Origin of the sequence: Geobacillus sp. LYN3 (assembly GCF_003064505.1) — a bacterium.
Classification (GTDB): domain Bacteria; phylum Bacillota; class Bacilli; order Bacillales; family Anoxybacillaceae; genus Parageobacillus_B; species Parageobacillus_B toebii.
The window spans coordinates 708,128-709,923 of sequence record NZ_QCWL01000001.1 but is presented as its reverse complement, the minus strand read 5'-3'; the positions used below and the strand labels follow the sequence as shown (position 1 = coordinate 709,923).

Here is a 1,796-nt window from a genome sequence, read left to right as displayed (position 1 = left end):
ATACTGAAAATATAAACCCCGCCTTCCTCCCACAGCTAAAGCAGTGGGCTTCCGGCGGATGTTCTCGTGAAAAGAACCTTTTTTACTGTTATAATAACTATAACCCAAATAGATAACAGGAAAGGGACCATTTGTTGTAAGAATTAGATATAACCTGAATCCGTGACAGAAGTGTATCAAAAATGTTGGAAAACCCAATCATGCCAAAGTATCAACTCAATTCCGAATGTTCACCTATTAGGTGAAGAAGCCCGAGTGCAATATTTGTTGATTGATCAAGTTTTCTTGGCAGTTTGAACGCGTCTTTATCACGGATTCAGGATATAAACAAAAATGGTATTTTTATCTAAAAAAATTTTCGACTGCTTCCTCTATAAGCAAACTACTCATCATCGACACTTCTATTCCTTCGATGACCAAATCTAAAAAAGGTCGTAGAAAGTTTATTGTTGCTCACATTTGGTAATATTAGGGTTTATTAGGTGCCATAATCCAAATGGTGCTTCAAAAACAAATAAACAATCCATAAGGAGGAATCTTTGACCATGAATATTCGAGAAATTGAACTTCCAGGAATTGGGTACAAATTTGAAATTATTACGCGAAACAAAGATAAACTTGTCATCGTGATTCATGACGATGGACGAAGAGAAATTTATCACTTTGACGCAGAGGATTATGATGAAGTCGTTAGCAGTGTGACGCTAAGCGACCAAGAAGCGAGGCAAATTGCGGGGATCATTGGAGGAATGGCATACAAACCGAAAGCACTCGAAACGGTTGAATTCGCCTTTGACGATCTAATTATCGAGTGGTTTCAAGTAGAACCGAACGCCCCTGCTGTAAATAAAAAAATTGGAGATCTTGATATTCGGAACCGCTTCGGTATCACCGTTATCGCTATCAAAAAGAAACATTCCCGAAAATCTCATAATCCGGGTCCCAATACATTGATTGAAGCCGGGGATACATTGGTCATGTCTGGAGAAAGACAACAAATAAAGGAGATCATTAATCAGCTACTATCAAATAAGGAGTGATGTAGATAAATGAACGACTTAGTATTGGAAGTGGGAACAGCGCTCGTTTTAGTTGCTATTGGATCCATCATTGCCAATAAATTAAACTTCTCCATTATCCCGTTTTTGATCATTATCGGCATGCTGGTTGGTCCTCATGCCCCCACGATTAGGATTATTGACCTCACCTTTATTGAAAGTAATGAAATTATCCAGTTTTTAGGGAGGATCGGGGTACTTTTTTTGCTGTTTTATTTGGGGCTTGAATTTTCTGTCGGCAAACTGATTAAGTCCGGAAAAAACATTGTAGTTGGTGGCACCATCTATGTCATAATGAACTTTGTTTTAGGATTGCTTTACGGCAAGGCCGTCGGAATGCCATGGATGGAAACGCTTCTGATTGCCGGGCTCCTCAGTGTATCATCAAGTGCCATCGTGGCTAAAGTGCTTGTCGATTTAAAGAGGACGGCCAATCCTGAAACAGAGCTCATTTTAGGGATGATCCTTTTTGATGATATCTTCCTTGCCTTATTTTTGACGACGATGTCAGGTGTTTTGCTAGCTGGCTCCACCTCCCTTTTTGGAATCAGCCTATCTGTTTTCACATCTGTCGCTTATATGTTGCTATTTTTTATCATCGCTCGAAAAGGTGCCCCTCTACTGAACAAATGGTTAAATATCAAATCCGATGAAATATTTATCATCACCCGTGGTGCTAGTTGAGTCTTAACGCTCAACTAGCCCAAGAACAACAAGCGAGTAAGCCAGTAAAATACC

Annotated in this window: 1 protein-coding gene and 1 pseudogene; both read left to right on the top strand. The window is 39.6% G+C overall.

From position 1 onward, the window contains the following. The first annotated feature begins 545 nt into the window (after positions 1–545). Positions 546–1,040: a cation:proton antiporter regulatory subunit gene (locus DCC82_RS03735; protein WP_012748983.1), complete on the top strand. Its 495-nt coding sequence runs from the start codon at positions 546–548 to the stop codon at positions 1,038–1,040. Positions 1,041–1,049: 9 nt separating this feature from the next. Further along, positions 1,050–1,715, top strand: a pseudogene (locus DCC82_RS03730) (cation:proton antiporter); the annotation flags it as partial. Between the last annotated feature and the right edge of the window lie 81 nt (positions 1,716–1,796).